Source organism: Kitasatospora sp. NPDC002522 (assembly GCF_053595195.1).
This window is the reverse complement of the sequence record NZ_JBSFXE010000018.1, coordinates 43,231-58,648: the sequence shown is the minus strand read 5'-3', so window position 1 is coordinate 58,648 and position 15,418 is coordinate 43,231. Positions and strand designations below refer to the sequence as shown.

12 protein-coding genes and 1 pseudogene are annotated in these 15,418 nt (G+C 70.9%); 10 read left to right on the top strand and 3 right to left on the bottom strand.

Features of this window, described 5'->3' with window-relative positions:
* The first annotated feature begins 165 nt into the window (after nucleotides 1-165).
* The 7 genes and pseudogenes from ACWD4U_RS17485 to ACWD4U_RS17455 all read left to right on the top strand — a co-directional run bounded on the left by ACWD4U_RS17485 (nucleotide 166) and on the right by ACWD4U_RS17455 (nucleotide 5,954).
* Complete coding sequence (locus tag ACWD4U_RS17485) at nucleotides 166-876, top strand: hypothetical protein (protein ID WP_363451380.1); 711 nt, start codon at nucleotides 166-168, stop codon at nucleotides 874-876.
* A 179-nt stretch (nucleotides 877-1,055) separates the two neighbouring features.
* Nucleotides 1,056-2,702 (top strand): hypothetical protein, encoded by a 1,647-nt coding sequence (locus ACWD4U_RS17480; RefSeq protein WP_363451382.1) that lies wholly within the window; start codon nucleotides 1,056-1,058, stop codon nucleotides 2,700-2,702.
* Nucleotides 2,703-2,744: 42 nt separating this feature from the next.
* Nucleotides 2,745-4,298: pseudogene (gene lysX / locus ACWD4U_RS17475) on the top strand (bifunctional lysylphosphatidylglycerol synthetase/lysine--tRNA ligase LysX); the annotation flags it as partial.
* Nucleotides 4,299-4,302: 4 nt separating this feature from the next.
* Nucleotides 4,303-4,455 carry a hypothetical protein gene (locus tag ACWD4U_RS17470; RefSeq protein ID WP_363451385.1) on the top strand — a complete coding sequence of 51 codons (153 nt, stop codon included), beginning with the start codon at nucleotides 4,303-4,305 and terminating at the stop codon, nucleotides 4,453-4,455.
* A 106-nt stretch (nucleotides 4,456-4,561) separates the two neighbouring features.
* The gene (locus ACWD4U_RS17465; RefSeq protein WP_363451387.1) at nucleotides 4,562-4,954 is read left to right on the top strand and encodes a BlaI/MecI/CopY family transcriptional regulator; all 393 of its coding nucleotides are present in this window, start codon (nucleotides 4,562-4,564) and stop codon (nucleotides 4,952-4,954) included.
* A gap of 11 nt (nucleotides 4,955-4,965) precedes the next feature.
* Complete coding sequence (locus ACWD4U_RS17460; protein WP_363451389.1) at nucleotides 4,966-5,493, top strand: amino-acid N-acetyltransferase; 528 nt, start codon at nucleotides 4,966-4,968, stop codon at nucleotides 5,491-5,493.
* Between the two features lie 104 nt (nucleotides 5,494-5,597).
* Nucleotides 5,598-5,954, top strand: a complete 357-nt coding sequence (locus ACWD4U_RS17455; RefSeq protein ID WP_363451391.1) for a histone-like nucleoid-structuring protein Lsr2 — start codon at nucleotides 5,598-5,600, stop codon at nucleotides 5,952-5,954.
* Nucleotides 5,955-5,966: 12 nt separating this feature from the next.
* Here ACWD4U_RS17455 and ACWD4U_RS17450 read toward each other — a convergent pair whose 3' ends face one another.
* Nucleotides 5,967-6,428 carry a hypothetical protein gene (locus ACWD4U_RS17450; RefSeq protein ID WP_363451393.1) on the bottom strand — a complete coding sequence of 154 codons (462 nt, stop codon included), beginning with the start codon at nucleotides 6,426-6,428 and terminating at the stop codon, nucleotides 5,967-5,969.
* A gap of 467 nt (nucleotides 6,429-6,895) precedes the next feature.
* On the opposite strand from ACWD4U_RS17450, the gene ACWD4U_RS17445 reads away from it, so the two are divergent.
* Nucleotides 6,896-9,415 carry an ATP-dependent Clp protease ATP-binding subunit gene (locus tag ACWD4U_RS17445; protein ID WP_363451395.1) on the top strand — a complete coding sequence of 840 codons (2,520 nt, stop codon included), beginning with the start codon at nucleotides 6,896-6,898 and terminating at the stop codon, nucleotides 9,413-9,415.
* Between the two features lie 370 nt (nucleotides 9,416-9,785).
* Entirely contained in the window at nucleotides 9,786-12,128 is a 2,343-nt protein-coding gene (locus ACWD4U_RS17440; RefSeq protein ID WP_363451397.1) for an immune inhibitor A domain-containing protein, read from the top strand.
* Between the two features lie 89 nt (nucleotides 12,129-12,217).
* Here the strand turns inward: ACWD4U_RS17440 and ACWD4U_RS17435 are convergent, their stop codons facing one another.
* Nucleotides 12,218-13,324, bottom strand: coding sequence for a threonine aldolase family protein (locus ACWD4U_RS17435; RefSeq protein WP_363451399.1), 1,107 nt, complete (start codon nucleotides 13,322-13,324; stop codon nucleotides 12,218-12,220).
* A gap of 341 nt (nucleotides 13,325-13,665) precedes the next feature.
* On the opposite strand from ACWD4U_RS17435, the gene ACWD4U_RS17430 reads away from it, so the two are divergent.
* Nucleotides 13,666-14,637 (top strand): M23 family metallopeptidase, encoded by a 972-nt coding sequence (locus tag ACWD4U_RS17430; protein ID WP_363451401.1) that lies wholly within the window; start codon nucleotides 13,666-13,668, stop codon nucleotides 14,635-14,637.
* Nucleotides 14,638-14,674: 37 nt separating this feature from the next.
* Here the strand turns inward: ACWD4U_RS17430 and ACWD4U_RS17425 are convergent, their stop codons facing one another.
* Nucleotides 14,675-15,277, bottom strand: a complete 603-nt coding sequence (locus ACWD4U_RS17425; protein WP_363451404.1) for a TetR/AcrR family transcriptional regulator — start codon at nucleotides 15,275-15,277, stop codon at nucleotides 14,675-14,677.
* Nucleotides 15,278-15,418: the final 141 nt, after the last annotated feature.

Below are 15,418 nucleotides of genomic sequence, written 5' to 3'. Positions count from 1 at the left end.
TTCCGGTGTTCTCCCCTACACCTGGATGACCGGATGGCCCGGCGTGTCGTTACAGGGGTGTGCGGCCCCGGCGCGTTCCGGATCGAATGAGCCTCTCATAGGCCAATCGGGACAAACACGTCATCAATCGCCATAAGTCGGACGTACGCCACGTACTGTCGATCCATGCCAACGCCACACGGATCGCGCGGCGGCATGGCCTTCAGCGCCGACGAAGTCCGGGTGCTGCGCCGTGTCCTCGCCCAAGCCCTCCATCCGGCCCTCCCCGACCGGCTCCCGGCGGCCACCGCCGGGGAGTTGTGGGCCGAGGACGTCCAGGACGCGCTTCGCCTCACCGAGGCCATCGACGAGGCCGTACAGGAGGGCGGGCGGCTGCGCGCCTTCCTCCTCGCCGACCTGGCACGCTACCGCGGCGCCCTGCCGGGCAGCGCGGGCGGCTACCTGGAGCGCCTGGAGGAGGCCGTCACCGACGGCTACCTGCCCACCGCCGAGGACCTCTCGGCACTGCGCTCGCTCTCCCGCCAGCCGTGCGGCCCGCAGGAGCGCTCCCGCCGCTCGCGGCTCGCCGGGCGCTGCCACGCGCTCGCCGAGGCGGAGGTGCGGGAACGGCTCTCCCTCGGCTCCGGGCAGCGGCACCTGACGGCGGTGCCCAGCCCGGCCTCCGAACCCCAGCCCGCCACCCCTGTTGGAGGACGGATCCCGATGAGCGACCAGCCCAAGCCCCAACCGCAGGCCGAACCCCCCGCCGAGCGCCCCCGCCCGCGCCGGATGCCGACCCCGGCGGAACTCTTCGGCCGCCGCCCGAAGGCCGCTCCGCACCCCGAACCGCCCACCGGTGACGAGCACCCCGAACTCGCCACCGGAACCGACGGCTGACGCACCGTCACCGCCCCCAAGCCCCCTCCCCGAGGGGGCTTTCCAACGTTTGGGTAAAGATCACCCGCGATACGAACGACCATGCCCCGAACTGTCCGATTCCCGTTCTCCCGCCGGTCGGTTTCTCCCTCTATGGTCGGCCGCGCGCAGCTGTGCGCACAGACCACCATGGGGAGACCATGTGCATCCCGCGCTCCCGCACCCTGGGGCCGGCCGCGGCCCTGGCGGCGCTCGCCCTGGGCGGCGCCGCCGTACCGGCCCGCGCGGCCGACCCGGCCCCGACCCTCACCGCCCCCGCCGCGGTCGCCGTCGACCCGGCCGCCACCTCGGTGGACCACGGCAGCGGCTTCACCACCGTCGACCTGAAGCTGACCCTGCCCGGCACCACGCATCCGACCCGCGCGGTGTTCAGGGTCGACCTGACCCCGCTGGCCGGCGTCGCCTCGGTGCGGACCCCCGACGGCTGCACGCTCGCCATGCAGGTGCTGACCTGCGGTCAGCACTGGCTCGTCGACGGCACGTCCACCCAGCAGCTCGCGCTGTACGCGCCCGCCGGCGGCGGCACCGCGGGTGCCACCGCGGTCCTGCACGTCACCGCGGCGGCCGGCAGCGGCACCACGGCCTCCGACACCAAGGTGACCCTCGGCGGGAGCAGGCTGGCCTTCACAGCCGTCCCGACCGGCACCGGCCTGCGGCCCGGCGACTCCTGGACGCCCGACCTCACCCTCACCAACAAGGGCCAACTCCCGGCCTCCCGGCTGTACTTCACCTTCACCGGCGGGATGGACCTGACCTTCGCCCCGCGCTTCTCGAACTGCGAGTACGGCACCGACGGCGACGGCGGCCAGGTGGTGATCTGCACCGTCGGCTCCACGGTCGCGCCGGGCGAGAGCGTCCACCTCGACCCGATCGCGCTGCACGTCGACACCACCGCGTACACCGCCTACGAGGACGTCGCCGTCGACACCACCGCCCCCGACCGGACCGGCCCGCTGAGCCGCTACCACTTCACCCCCGGCCCGGCCGGCAGCCCGCGGCTGACCGTCGGCAAGCCCGAGACCCCGACCGCGCCGGGCGGCGCGCTCGACCTCCACCGGGGCAACGGCACCGGGCTCACCGCGCAGGTGGCGAACTCCGCGGACTTCGCCGCGTTCGGCGCCTGGGCCCCGGACACCGCCAAGCGCCAGGGCAAGCTCTCCGTCGGCATGACCAGCAGCGGCCCGGCCGCCATCCGGTGGCGCGGCGGCGGCGAGCCCGCCCACGTCCGGGTGGAGCTGCCGAAGACCGCCAGGGTGGTCGCCGCACCCGACGCCTGCCGGCTCGCCGACCCCGCTCCGAGCGCCTCGCTCGACCGCTACGACTGCGCGACCGGCTCCGTCATCCCGTCCGGCTACTTCGTCCTGTTCGACTTCACCGTCGAGGCCGACCCGGCCGCGGGCGGCTCCGCCGTGGTGACCCTGCCGTCCATCGGCCAGGACGGCCGGGACGGCGGCAAGCCCTGGGACCCGGACAAGGCGAACGACACCGCCACCGTCGCCCTCGACGGCCGGACCTCCGGCGCCACGCCGACCGGAGCGGCCTCCCCGCCGGGCACCGCCGCGGCGCACTCCCCCACCGCCACCGCCCCGAGCAGCGCGGCGCCCACCACCCGCGCGACCACCCCGAGCGGCACCGTCCCCGGCTCCGACCTCGCGTCCACCGGCGCCACCGGCATCGCCCCGATGCTGGCCGGCGGCCTCGGTGCCGTCGCCGTCGGCTCGGGCGTCATCCTCTTCCTCACCCAGCGGCGCCGGCGCGGCGCGCACCGCGGGGCGCGGCACCGGTAATCCCGTGGCGGAGCGCGCCGTCAGCCTGGCTACCCTGGTGGGGTGACCGATCAGAGCACTCTCCCCGCGACCGACGACCTTCCCGAGCAGATGCGCGTCCGGCGCGAGAAGCTGGACCGGCTCCGGGCGGCCGGCATCGACCCGTACCCGGTCGGTTTCCCCCGCACCTCGACCATCGCCGACCTGCGGGCCGCCCACCCCGACCTGGAGCCGGACACCGCCACCGGCGAGCGCGCGGGCATCACCGGCCGGGTGATGCTGGCCCGCACCGGCGGCAAGCTCTGCTTCGCCACCCTGCGGGACGGCTCCGGCGACCTCCAGGTGATGCTCTCCCTGGACAAGCTGGGCGAGGAGCGGCTGGCCGCCTGGAAGACCGACATCGACCTCGGCGACCAGGTCGGCGTCGAGGGCGAGGTGATCACCTCCCGGCGCGGCGAGCTGTCGGTGATGGTGGACCGCTGGGAGCTCACCGCCAAGTGCCTGCGCCCGCTGCCGGACAAGCACAAGGGCCTGACCGACCCGGAGGCCCGGGTCCGCCAGCGCTACGTCGACCTGATCGTCAACCCCGAGGCGCGCGAGATGCTCCAGCTGCGCACCCGGGTGATCCGCTCGATCCGCCGCACCTACGAGGACCGCGGCTACCTCGAGGTCGAGACCCCGATGCTCCAGCCGATCCACGGCGGGGCCAACGCGCGGCCGTTCAAGACCCACATCAACGCGTACGACATCGAGCTGTACCTGCGCATCGCCACCGAGCTGTACCTCAAGCGCCTGGTGGTCGGCGGCGCGGAGAAGGTCTTCGAGATCAACCGCAACTTCCGCAACGAGGGCGCGGACGCCACCCACAACCCGGAGTTCACCGCCCTGGAGTCGTACGAGGCGTACGGCGACTACGACACCCAGGCCGAGCTGATCCGGGCGATCATCGTCAACGCCGCGCGGGACGCGCTGGGCACCACCGTGGTCACCGGCGTCGGGCCGGACGGCGCCGAGCACGAGATCGACCTGGCCGAGCCGTGGCAGGAGGTCTCGGTCTACCCGGGCATCTCCGCCCACCTGGGCACCGAGGTCACCCCGGAGACCACCGTCGAGGAGCTGCGCAAGCTCGCCGACGCCGCGGGCGTGCCGTGGGAGAAGGAGTGGGGCCACGGCCAGATCGTGCTGGAGATGATCGAGCGGCTGCTGGAGCACAACGCGATCAAGCCGACCTTCATCAAGGACTACCCGACCGAGGTCTCCCCGCTCACCCGCCAGCACCGCTCGATCCCGGGCGTCGCGGAGAAGTGGGACCTGGTGATCTTCGGCACCGAGATCGGCACCGCCTACTCCGAGCTGGTCGACCCGGTCGAGCAGCGCGCCCGGCTCACCGCGCAGTCCCTGCTGGCCGCCGGCGGCGACGTCGAGGCGATGCAGCTGGACGAGGACTTCCTGCGCGCCCTGGAGTACGCGATGCCGCCCACCGGCGGCCTCGGCCTCGGCGTGGACCGCCTGATCATGCTGCTGACCGGCAAGAACATCCGCGAGACGGTGCTCTTCCCGCTGGTGAAGCCCGAAGCCAAGGCCACCGCGGCGGCCGACGACAAGTCCGAGGAGTGAACTGATGGAGTACGTCAGCGCGATCGTGCCGCCGCTGGTCATGGCGGTCGGCTTCGCCTTCCTGGTGCGGGCCATCATCCGTAGCCAGGGCGGCGCGCAGAAGGCCAAGGAGGACGCCGCCGCAGAGGCGATGGCGTCCCGTTCGCAGGCCGAATAAGCGCTCTTCCGACGGCGCGCCGTTCCCCCCGTCCGGGCGGAACGGCGCGCCGTTTTGTTTGCCGTTGCCGTCTTTTGTCCGCTTCGGTCCTATCCTGGGCGGCACTATGGCGCGGCAACTCGGAGAACTCGAGAACGACATCATGACCCGGGTGTGGCAGTGGAACCGCCCGGTCACGGTTCGGGAGGTTCTGCAGGATCTGCGGTCGGAACGCGAAATCGCGTACACCACCGTGATGACGGTGCTGGACAAGCTCTATCGAAAGGGCTGGGTGCGCCGGGAGCGCGCCGGGCGCGCCTATAGATATGAGCCGGTCTCCTCCCGGGAGGCATACACCGCGGCGTTGATGAACGACGCGTGGGCCACCAGTGACAATCCGGCCGCGGCACTGGTGCACTTCTTCGGGATGATGTCGCCGGAACAGCGCGAGTCCCTTCGGGACGCCCTGCGGGTGGCGGGCGTCGATACCGAGGAGACCCGGCCGCCCGATGCACGATAACGTTCCCCGCCATGGAGGTCACCATCCGCCGCGCGCGGACCACCGACGTGCGAGCCGTCCGGCGGCTCATCGACGCCTACTCACGGGACGGCATTCTGCTCGACAAGCCGACCGTCACACTGTTCGAGTCCGTCCAGGAGTTCTGGGTCGCGGAACGCGACGAGGACGGCCGCGTGGTGGCCTGCGGCGCGCTGCACGTGATGTGGGAGGACCTCGCCGAGGTGCGCACCCTCGCGGTCGATCCGGTCTGCACGGGGATCGGTATCGGCCATCTCCTGCTGGAGAAGCTGCTGGAGACCGCGCGCTGGCTCGGCGTCCGTCGGATTTTCTGCCTGACGTTCGAGGTGCCGTTCTTCTCGAAACACGGCTTCGTGGAGATCGGCGAAAACGACGATCGTACGGCAGACCCGGCTGCCGTCGCCACAGAAGTCTATGAAGAACTCCTGCGCTCGTACGACGAAGGCGTCGCCGAGTTCCTGGACCTGGAGCGGGTGAAGCCGAACACGCTGGGCAACTCGCGCATGCTGCTCCGGCTCTGACGCTCTGCCCGGGGCAGCACGGACGCACCGGGGGTTTGTGTTTTCCGGGAAAAGGCGGTTTCCTTTCCTCAGGCAATGGATCGTTATCGCGGAAAGGGAAGCCCGTGGCACAGAGGGTTCAGGTCATTCTGGAAGACGATCTCGACGGTGGTTCCGCGGACGAGACCGTGACGTTCGCCCTCGACGGCGTGGCCTACGAGATCGACCTCAAGAGCGACAACGCGGACAAGCTGCGCGACCTGCTGGCGCCGTACGTGGAGAAGGGCCGCAAGCAGAGCGGCCGGCTGACCGCGCCGCGGCGCGGCGGCACCACCCGCAGCACCGGCCGGGCGGCCGCGGCGGGCCAGCCGGACACCGCCAAGATCCGCAACTGGGCGAAGGAGAACGGCTACCAGGTCAACGACCGCGGCCGGGTCCCGAGCAACGTGCGCGAGGCGTACGAGAAGGCCAACGCCTCCTGATCCGGGCGCGGCTCAGGGCGCGGGCGGCAGGCCCAGCCGCTCCCGCGCGCAGGCGTCCGCGAGGGCGTCCAGCAGGCGCAGCAGGTCGGGCGAGCGCAGGTCCAGCACGGGCCTGACGGCGCCGACCCGCAGCCAGTCGGCGGTCGTCCTCGGCGCGGGCACCCGGGGGGTTTCCGGGTGCGCCGCCGTCGGCCGTCCGTCGTGGGGGGCGGGCCACCGGGCCTCGATGGGCAGCCGCAGCTCGGCTCCCCAGCCGAGCCAGCAGAGCAGGGCGGGCACCGCCTCCGCGGTGCCGGGGGCGAGCAGGAAGACGGCCCGGCCGCGGTGCCGCAGCACCGGGCCGGTGGGTCGGCCGAGCCGGTCCAGCCGTCCCAGCGCGGCGAGCGCCGGCCGTAGCGGCGCGGTCACCCGGTCCGATCCGCGCCAGGGGGCCGCCGCGCCGGTGCGGACTGCCGGGGTGGTCGGCAGGGTCACGACCTGTGCAACGCTGGAGGGGCCGGGGCGGTCACGCGGCCGCCACCGGGATGGCGGTACGTCAACCGCGACCGGCCTGATGATCCGTCACCCCGGGGGCCCGGTCGGCGAACTTCTCGCCAGGCGAACAGGACCACCGCGGAAACCACGCGAAACCCGCCGGATTACCGGGTATGAATGCAGGTGGACGGGGTCGATGGAGCCCTGCCGCAGCACCGGGCGGGACCGGTCCCCGGTACCACCGGAGACGTGTTCGCCGTTGGCGTAGCGGTATCCGGTGCATCGGGCCCGCCGCTGGGAACACCGTCTCCCAGCATCAGGTTGGGAAAGGTGTCGGCTGGTCGCGCAGCATGTTGCTCCCGCTCCGTGGGAGTTCCGTAGCCGCGCTGCTGAGCGGGACTAGCATGCGGAAGGACAGGGCGGGGACGGCCCCCGAACTGACCGACCGCTCTGAGGAGCGATTAACGATGTTCGAGAGGTTCACCGACCGCGCGCGGCGGGTTGTCGTCCTGGCACAGGAAGAAGCCCGGATGCTCAACCACAACTACATCGGCACCGAGCACATCCTCCTGGGCCTGATCCACGAGGGCGAGGGTGTCGCCGCAAAGGCGCTGGAGAGCCTCGGCATCTCGCTCGAGGCGGTCCGCCAGCAGGTCGAGGAGATCATCGGCCAGGGCCAGCAGGCCCCGTCCGGTCACATCCCCTTCACCCCCCGGGCGAAGAAGGTGCTGGAGCTGTCGCTCCGCGAGGCCCTTCAGCTCGGCCACAACTACATCGGCACCGAGCACATCCTGCTCGGCTTGATCCGCGAGGGCGAGGGCGTCGCCGCCCAGGTCCTGGTGAAGCTCGGCGCCGACCTGAACCGGGTGCGCCAGCAGGTGATCCAGCTGCTGTCGGGCTACCAGACCAGCGGCGGCAAGGAGTCGGCGACCGCCGGCGGCCCCGCCGAGGGCACCCCGTCGACCTCGCTGGTCCTCGACCAGTTCGGCCGCAACCTGACCCAGGCCGCCCGCGAGGCCAAGCTCGACCCGGTGATCGGGCGCGAGAAGGAGATCGAGCGGGTCATGCAGGTGCTGTCCCGCCGCACCAAGAACAACCCGGTGCTGATCGGTGAGCCCGGCGTCGGCAAGACCGCGGTCGTCGAGGGCCTGGCCCAGGCGATCGTCAAGGGCGAGGTCCCGGAGACGCTGAAGGACAAGCAGCTCTACACGCTGGACCTCGGCGCCCTGGTGGCCGGCTCCCGCTACCGCGGTGACTTCGAGGAGCGCCTGAAGAAGGTGCTCAAGGAGATCCGCACCCGCGGCGACATCATCCTGTTCATCGACGAGCTGCACACCCTGGTCGGCGCGGGCGCCGCCGAGGGCGCGATCGACGCCGCCAGCATCCTGAAGCCGATGCTGGCCCGCGGCGAGCTGCAGACCATCGGTGCCACCACGCTGGACGAGTACCGCAAGCACCTGGAGAAGGACGCCGCGCTGGAGCGCCGCTTCCAGCCGATCCAGGTCGCCGAGCCGTCGCTGCCGCACACCATCGAGATCCTGAAGGGTCTGCGCGACCGCTACGAGGCCCACCACCGGGTCTCCATCACGGACGCCGCCCTGGTCGCCGCCGCCACCCTGGCCGACCGGTACATCTCGGACCGCTTCCTGCCGGACAAGGCGATCGACCTGATCGACGAGGCCGGTTCCCGGATGCGCATCCGCCGGATGACCGCGCCGCCGGACCTGCGCGAGTTCGACGAGAAGATCGCCGAGGTGCGTCGGGAGAAGGAGTCCGCGATCGACGCGCAGGACTTCGAGAAGGCCGCCGGCCTGCGCGACAGCGAGAAGCAGCTGCTGCAGGCGAAGGCCAAGCGGGAGAAGGAGTGGAAGGCCGGCGACATGGACGTCGTGGCCGAGGTGGACGAGGAGCTCATCGCCGAGGTCCTGGCCACCGCCACCGGCATCCCGGTCTTCAAGCTGACCGAGGAGGAGTCCTCGCGCCTGCTGCGCATGGAGGACGAGCTCCACAAGCGGGTCATCGGCCAGGAGGACGCCATCAAGGCGCTCTCCCAGGCGATCCGCCGTACCCGTGCCGGCCTGAAGGACCCGAAGCGCCCCGGCGGTTCGTTCATCTTCGCCGGCCCGTCCGGCGTCGGTAAGACCGAGCTGTCCAAGACGCTGGCGGAGTTCCTGTTCGGCGACGAGGACGCGCTGATCGCGCTGGACATGTCCGAGTTCTCGGAGAAGCACACCGTCTCCCGGCTGTTCGGCTCCCCGCCCGGCTACGTGGGCTACGAGGAGGGCGGCCAGCTCACCGAGAAGGTGCGCCGCAAGCCGTTCTCGGTGGTCCTGTTCGACGAGGTCGAGAAGGCCCACCCGGACATCTTCAACTCGCTGCTGCAGATCCTGGAGGACGGTCGCCTGACCGACTCCCAGGGCCGGGTCGTGGACTTCAAGAACACGGTCATCATCATGACCACCAACCTCGGCACCCGGGACATCTCCAAGGGCTTCAACCTGGGCTTCGCGGCCACCGGCGACAGCGCCACCGGCTACGAGCGGATGAAGGCCAAGGTCGGCGACGAGCTGAAGCAGCACTTCCGCCCGGAGTTCCTGAACCGTGTCGACGACATCGTGGTCTTCCACCAGCTGTCCGAGGACAACATCATCGAGATCGTCGACCTGATGATCGCGAAGGTGGACCAGCGGCTGAAGGACCGCGACATGGGCCTGGAGCTCAGCGTCGAGGCGAAGAAGCTGCTGGCCAAGCGCGGCTACGACCCGATCCTGGGCGCCCGTCCGCTGCGCCGCACGATCCAGCGGGAGATCGAGGACCACCTGTCCGAGAAGATCCTGTTCGGTGAGCTGCGGGCCGGCCACATCGTGGTGGTCGGTGTGGAGGGCGAGGGCAAGGAAGCCAAGTTCACCTTCCGCGGTGAGGAGAAGTCCCCGGTGGCGGACACTCCCGCGGCGGTGTCGGCGGCCGGTCCGGACCTGACGAAGTAATAGCGCCGCAAAGCACGGCCCAAGCCCCGGGCCCCGACCGTAACCGGTCGGGGCCCGGGGCTTTTTCACGGGCGGTTCTTCAGTTGAAAAACTGTTTAGGTTTCCGTGTGGTGTGAAATCCGGCCCTTGGGGCGGCCGAACGGGTGGGTTCGCCTCGAGTTGGGGTGCGATCGAGCCGCTAACCCCTTGCGCATTAGGTAGATTGACGTACCGTCAGATGATCTGAGTTGCCGGAGCATAGCGGCGTGACCATGCCATGGTCAAGGTCTTTCTTTTTTACCGGACCTTGGGTCAAATGTCGTCCACCTGTCTTGCATTGGTTCACCGGTTCGGTCACCAGCCCGGCCGGTTAGGGGAGGACGTCACCACGTTGAAGATAACCAAGAAGGCTGCCGCAGCCACGGCTGCCATCGCGGTGACCGCCGCGCTCGGCGCCGGCCTGCTGCCGGGTACGGCCACCGCCGCGCCGGTGACTCCGGTCGTGAAGGACCCGGCCGACTCTGTTCAGAACGACAGCGTGCCCCGCGAGCTGCTGAGCCCGCTGACCGACAAGGTGGAGGCCGAGCAGAAGGCCGCCGTCGAGCAGGTCGTCAACGGCACCGCCAAGGTCGAGAAGCACGGCGACAGCACGGCCGTGAAGCTGGGCCGCGACAAGTTCGTCGAGCTCTCGCGTGAGCGCACCGACAAGATCTTCACCATCCTGGTGGACTTCAGCGACCAGGTGGACTCCACCACCAAGACCGCTGACGGCAAGGTGAAGTACGGCGGCACCCCCGGCCCGGCGCGCAACCAGATCGCCGCACCGGACCGCGCCACCAACAACTCCACCGCCTGGCAGGCCGACTACAACCAGCAGCACTACCAGGACCTGTACTTCGCGAAGGACAAGCCTTCGCTGAAGACCTTCTACGAGCGCCAGTCCTCGGGCCGGTACTCGGTCGACGGCCTGGTCACCGACTGGGTGCGGGTGCCGTGGAACGAGGCCCGCTACGGCTCGGACTACTGCGGCCAGCACGTCTGCGCCAACGCGCAGGACCTGATCCGCGACGGCATCAACGCCTGGGTCGCCGACCAGAAGGCCAAGGGCCGCAGCGACGCGGACATCAAGGCCGACCTGGCGCAGTACGACCAGTGGGACCGGTACGACTACAACCACGACGGCAACTTCAACGAGCCGGACGGCTACCTGGACCACTTCCAGATCGTCCACGCCGGTGAGGACCAGTCGGCGGGCGGCGGTGTCCAGGGCACCGACGCGCTGTGGGCGCACCGCTCCTACGTGTACGCCAACCAGGCCGGCAAGTCCGGCCCGGACAACAACAAGCTCGGCGGCACCCCGGTCGGCACCACCGGCCTGTGGGTCGGCGACTACACCATGCAGCCGGAGAACGGCGGCCTGGGCGTGTTCGCCCACGAGTACGGCCACGACCTGGGCCTGCCGGACCTGTACGACACCTCCGGCCAGGGCATCGACAACTCGGTCGGCTTCTGGTCGCTGATGTCCTCGGGTTCCTGGCTCGGCGAGGGCAAGGACTCGATCGGCGACATGCCCGCCGACTTCGACGTCTGGTCGAAGCTGCAGCTCGGCTGGCTGGACTTCGACAAGGCCACCGCGGGCAAGGACTCGCTGCACCTGCTCGGCCCGGCCGAGTACAACAGCAAGCGCAAGCAGGGCCTGCTGGTCGACCTGCCGAAGAAGACCGTCACCACCGAGATCAACACCCCGTTCGCGGGCGGCAACGAGTGGTGGAGCGGCAGCGCCGACAACCTGAACGTCTCGGTGACCCGTGACCTGGACCTGACCGGCAAGACCTCGGCCAAGCTGACCGCGAAGGCCTGGTACGAGCTGGAGACGGACTACGACTACGCGTACGCCGAGGTCTCCGTCGACGGCGGCAAGAACTGGACCGCGCTGGCCGGCACCTTCAACGGCACCGCGCTGCCGGACAACGCCATCAACGGCTCGTCCAACGGCGCCTGGGGCGACCTGTCCTTCTCGCTGGACGCCTACGCCGGCAAGGCGGTCAAGCTCCGCTTCCACAACACCACCGACGGCGGCGTCCACCTCAAGGGCCTGGCCCTGGACGAGATCGCGATCACCGCCGACGGCGCGACCGTGTTCACCGACGGCGCCGAGAACGGCGACAACGGCTGGACCGCGGACGGCTTCTCCCGGATCTCGGGCAAGTTCTCCAAGGACTACGACCAGCACTACCTGGTCGAGAACCGCCAGTACGTCTCGTACGACGCCATGCTGAAGAGCGGTCCGTACGTCTTCGGGTCGACCGCCAAGCCGAACTGGGTGGACCACTACGCCAACCAGAACGGCGTCCTGATCTGGCTGTGGGACGGCTCGCAGACGGACAACAACGTGGCCAACCACCCGGGCCAGGGCCTGATCCTCCCGGTCGACGCCCACCCGACCGCGCTCAAGTGGTCCGACGGCACCCTGATGCGTCCGCGCCTCCAGGGCTACGACTCCACCTTCGGGTTCGAGCGCACCGACGGCCTGCAGCTGCACAAGGCCGACGTGCTCACCAAGATCCCGAGCGAGCGCGGCGTGACGGTCTTCAACGACCACACCCAGAAGTACTGGGACGCGGCCAACCCGTACAGCAGCGTCCAGGTCCCGGACACCCACACCCAGATCGAGATCTGGTGGCAGTCCTGGAACAAGCTCGAGGCGCTGGTCCGGGTCAAGCCCGTGAAGTGACGCACCGTGAGGTGACGCACCGTCACTGAACGCCGAAGACCCCCGGAGGTATCCCAACCTCCGGGGGTCTTCGGCATGCTGACGTGGCATCAGAGCAATGAGAGGAAGGCCTCCATCGCCTCGGCGACCTCCTTGCCGCTCCACCCGAGGGCCTCGGAGGCCACCGTCACCTCGGTCATCGCCCAGCCGGGCGCCAGGCCCGGCTCCAGCCAGCCGGAGAACAGCGCCACGCCCTGCTCCTCGGCCTGCCGCAGCCCGGCCTCGACCAGCTGCGCGGCCGGGTACGGCAGCCAGAACTGGAACTGGTGGGTGTGCGGCGGCTCCGGGTTGACCCGGGCGCCGGGGACGGCGGCCAGCGCCTCGGCCACCACCTTGGCGTGCGCCACGTACGAGTCCAGCCGCGGCAGCTCGTGCTCCAGCCCGGCCAGCGCGCTCAGCACGGCGGGCCACTGCTGCCACAGCTTGCCGCCGTAGCGGTGCCGCCAGACCTTGATCCGGCGGACGAACCCCTCCTCGCCGGCCACCAGGGCGCCGCTGTGGCCGCCCAGCGACTTGTAGCAGGAGACGTAGACCGAGCCGGCCCGGGCGCAGATCTCCGGCAGGCCGCGGCCCAGGTGCGCGGTGGACTCCCACAGCCGGGCGCCGTCCAGGTGGACCGGCCAGCCGCGCTCCTCGGCGACGTCGTAGAGGGCGGACAGCTCCTCCCAGGAGGGCAGCAGGAAGCCCGCGTCGCGCAGCGGCAGCTCCAGCATCAGGACGTCCACCGGCTCGTCCAGGGCGGCCAGCTCGGCGGCGGTGGGCTGGCGCGGGGCGGCGGTCTGCGGGACGGTCCGCAGACCGCTGAGGCGGGCGTAGGCGCGGCGCTCGTGCACCTCGGGGTGGGAGAGCGGGTGCATGGCCACGGTCGGGCCGTGGGTGTCCGCCCAGGTCTTCAGGGCGGCCTGCTGGGCCATGGTGCCGGTCGGGAAGTAGGCGGCGTCGGGCTTGCCGAGGAGCTCGGCGGTGCGCCGCTCCAGGGTGCGCACCAGGCCGTCGCCGTAGAGGTCGGTGGGGCCGTCGAGCGGCAGCGGGTCGTCGGCCAGGGCGGTGAGGGCGGCCAGCGCCTCGCGGACGGTCTGCGGGCGGCCGCCGGAGAGCAGGCGGTCGGCCTGTCGGCGGGCGGCGAAGCGGCGTTCCTGAACCGTGGTGTCGTTCATCAGCTGATCATCTCCGATGGGTGGGGGAGATCGGATGGTGCAGCTGGTACGGGAACCGGTCCTACCCCCGCCGGTTCGCCGCCAAACCGGGTGCCGTCCGGTGGTGATGGTCACAGGCCCCGAACGACATACGACCCGCAATAGGAGGTTTGAAGCGTGAATGACCGCTTCGTCCGATGCTCCGGGGGGACCTTCGGACCGGCCCGCGCACTACCCGCCGTCGTAGGTCACACTCTTGGGCCCCGGGCCCGAGGTCGTTTACACCGGAGTCGTTCCACCAGTTCGGCGAGTCCCCGCGGCTCGGCCCCGGGCTGGCCCCGTCCGTGAGGTTCCGACTCCCGATGCGTTCTCTCCCCGCCACCGGCCGCCGGCTTCTCCAGGCGATCAGTGCCCGCCACGTCCGCGACCTGCTCTCCACCGACCTGCTCACCGCCGAGCGCGTCGACTCCGTCCGCAGCGCCGGCGCCGCCCGGCTCGCCGCGGCCCGCAAGGCGCCCGGCAAGGCACTGGCCGGCGGCGCCGCCGTGGTCGCGGTCGGCGCGCTGCTGATCCCCGGCGGGCACGCCGCCGCGCAGACCGTGCACCCCACCACCCCGGGCGCCTCCGCGTTCACCGTGCAGGGCGTGCAGCTGCAGCCGGGCGAGGTCCAGCTGAGCTCGCCGGTCGCCTACCAGGTGAAGGGCGCGCACCCGCACGCCGAGGTCGCGGTCGCCGCCAACCTGGACCGCACCGCCCCGGCCGCCGAGCAGCCCGCCGCGCAGCCGCAGGACGACCGCGCCGCCCGGGACTCCGCGCGCACCGAGCTGCCCGCCGCCGAGCAGCCGGCCGCCCCGCAGCCCGCCGCCGAGCAGCCGGCCGCCGCCGCACCGGTCGCCGCGCAGCCCGCGCCGGAGCCGGCCAAGCCGTCCTGGTCCTCGCCCGCCCCGGGCGCGTCGATCAGCAACCCGTACCACAAGACCAACGCCGAGTACGCGGCCGGCTACCACACCGGCACCGACTTCGCGGTCTCCGTCGGCACGCCGCTGGTCGCGGTCGGCGACGCCACCGTGGTCTCCTCCGGCTGGGCCGGCGCGTACGGCAACCAGATCGTGCTGAAGCTGTCCGACGGCCGGTTCGCCCAGTACGCGCACCTGTCCCAGCTGGGCGTGAAGGCCGGGCAGCACGTCGGCGCCGGCGACCAGATCGGCAAGTCCGGCACCACCGGCAACTCGACCGGCCCGCACCTGCACTTCGAGATCCGCACCGCCAACAAGTACGCCGCGGTGATCGACCCGATCGCCTACCTGAAGCAGCACGGCGCGACCAACTTCTGATCCGCCCCCGGGCTTCCCGACCGAGCCGTCCGCGTCCTTACGCGGGCGGCTCGATCCGTGCCGCGACCTCGAGGGCGACCTCCAGCGCGGCGTCCATCGCCTCGTTCAGCGAGGTGGCGCCGGCCGGGTGCTCGCCGTCCTCGCAGAGGTCCGCCTTCAGCAGGAACATCGCCGAGTGCACCGCGGTCAGCGCGACGGTGGCCCGCAGCTTGTCGCGGAAGGTCGGCTCCGGCCCGTGCAGCAGGGTGATCATCCGCAGCATCCGGTCCTTGAACGCCAGCCCGGCCGCGGACTCCCGCAGCGCGGGCTGGTTCTCGTGGAAGAACCGCAGCAGCGGCGCCCGCTCCCCCATCCCGACCGCGAAGCGGCGTAGCAGCTCGTCACGCAGCTCGGGCGACCAGGGCTTGTCCTCGCCGAAGGCGATGGCGTCGTCGATCGGCGCGGCCATCTTCTCCACGATGCCGCGGACGATGTCGTCCTTGGTCTTGAAGTGGTAGTACAGCGCGGCCTTGGTGACGCCGAGCCGGTCGGCGATCTCGCGCAGCGAGGTCTTCTCGTACCCGTGCTCCGCGAACAACTCCAGAGCCACGTCGATGATCCGCGCTCGGGTGTCGCTGCGCGGGCTCTGGGTGCTGGTCATCCTGACGGCCTGCCTTGACGGTCGGTGGGGCGCGGGCGACGACGACCCGCTTCCGGTGCATTCTCCCTGCCCAGGGCGGCTTCCCTGAAACTGGCTTGACGACCGGCTAGGGAACAACTTACCGTGCCGGTCGACGATTCA